This is a genomic window from Vibrio sp. OPT18, from assembly GCF_015163615.1.
Taxonomy (GTDB): domain Bacteria; phylum Pseudomonadota; class Gammaproteobacteria; order Enterobacterales; family Vibrionaceae; genus Vibrio; species Vibrio coralliirubri.
On the sequence record NZ_JADDYK010000051.1, the window covers coordinates 144,243 to 146,214 of the forward strand.

Genomic DNA, 1,972 nt, shown 5'->3' on the forward strand with positions numbered 1-1,972 from the left:
ATAGGTGAACGTTCAAGCCATCGTAGTATTGCGAGGCGTGGTCAATCGAGCGACCATCTTTTGAAGGTTGATCGAAGTAACGCAAGCCACCTTCAGATTTGAATATATCGCTACCGACAATCCAATCCACATTGCCACGCAGGTAGTATTCAGCCGCTTCGCCCGCAATGTCTGAGAAGGCTTCATTCATACCACCCGACATGTTTCGGTACACAAGACCGGAGTTTTGCTCGGTGAACCCGTGGCTAACCTCGTGAGCACTCACGTTGATATCGACCAATGGATAAAAGGTATTTTTGCCATCCCCAAATGTCATGGACGAGCCATTCCAAAAGGCATTTTCATAATCGGTACCGTAATGAACACGCATCGTCAGTTGGAAAGTCAAAGGCGATGTGTTCATCCACTCTTTGTACATATCGAATACGACATTACCAAAATAGTGCGCATCGTTAAGAGGCGAGTAAGCCCCGTTGATGTATTTATGATCGGTGTAGTTGGTGCCGTCGGCACAGTTGTAGCTGTAGGCTGCGCTGCCAGACGTTCCGTTCCTCAAATCGACGGTCTTAACTGAATCGTTTTCTAACGTACAAGTTGTGCCTGTCTTGTCGATGGGAAAGCTAGGGAAGTCGCTGCCATATTCATATCGAGTGGTTTTGATATTACCGCCGGGGCCAGTGCCGGATGCTTTGGCGTGGTTTAACCCATTCCATTTTTGGATTACTTCGCCAGTCGTGGCATCAATAAAGTAAAAAGGGCGCTCTGGCATTGAGGACGCGATAAAGAAATCGACCAGATACACCACTTGGGCGGTTTGGTTCTCATCCAATCTCACCATGAGTTTTGCATTTTTGTTTTCAATCGACTTTTTGCCGACGGTAAACGTGCGATGAGCAGACAGTGCGGCTTCAATCGCTTGCTCTTGATTCAGTTTTGGCGCGATGCTGGATAAGTCACCACTGATCCCTTGTGCCATCGAACCAAACACCTGAGTGGGTTGGTTCTTGGAGAGGGTAGCGACAACCGAAGTGTCAAAGACGGGTAAACCTAGGTGAGTTTGTTGATAGCGGACTTTGGTTTTTCCATTGGGCAGTACCACCCGTTTTACCTCAGAAAAACCTAATTCTAGTGGGGCAACACTCTTCGACTGCGCGATGAGGCTCTGTTGGAGTAATGCATCATCATCGACCCTGACCATTTCTGCAGCGTGTGCATTAAAGCCAAAAGATGTACCTAGAATAGCTGCTATTTTCCAGCTTAGTTGACGTTGTTGGTTCATTATTCGTTCCTGATTTTAATATAAACTCCTTCTTCCCAACGGCTTTATAGGAAGTCTATATGCAACACGCTAATGCCATGTGTTGCGAATCAAGATTGGAAGAGCATTTCGGCTTATGACAAGTTTTTTAGGGAGATTAAATTTTAAAGTATGTAATTCAAAGTTTACAAAAAATCTTATTGATCAAATTGTTTTTATAAAATCAAATTTTATTATTTATCGTAAACGTATGAAGGGTCGGGAGTTATTAAAATACGCTTTGTTTTAATTTATAGAATAACTTTATCTAAGCTAACTTCGATATTTTTCGCTTTTTATCTTAACTATAAATTAGTAAATAAGAGGGTTTTTGGAAGTGGAGATATTGTCTTTATTATCAATAGTAAACTTGTTTTAACAATCCTATTCAGAGAAGTTATCAAGTTTTCTTCATTTGGTTTCGTTAGACAGAATTAAATTCTACATTTTCTTGTTCAATCACAAGTTAGTAAACATAAGCCATTGTTTTGGATGAAGTAAGTCATTTAAGATAGACAGCATAAGAGACTAGCTTGAAAATCTATGTATTTAGATATTGGGTTATTCGGCCTAACAGTGGCGTTGTTGCCTAAATCAGTTGAACCTTTTCCAAGTCCCGTGATCTGAACCTTTGTGATAGTTAGAACGGTGGTGACATGGGTAAAGCGAAAAAGA

Annotated in this window: 1 protein-coding gene; it reads right to left on the reverse strand. The window is 41.6% G+C overall.

Going from position 1 to position 1,972, the window contains the following annotated elements; all coding sequences use genetic code 11:
• A partial coding sequence (locus tag IQQ51_RS13175; protein WP_228012851.1) for a M4 family metallopeptidase occupies positions 1-1,279 on the reverse strand: 1,279 nt, incomplete at its 3' end.
• Positions 1,280-1,972 lie beyond the last annotated feature (693 nt).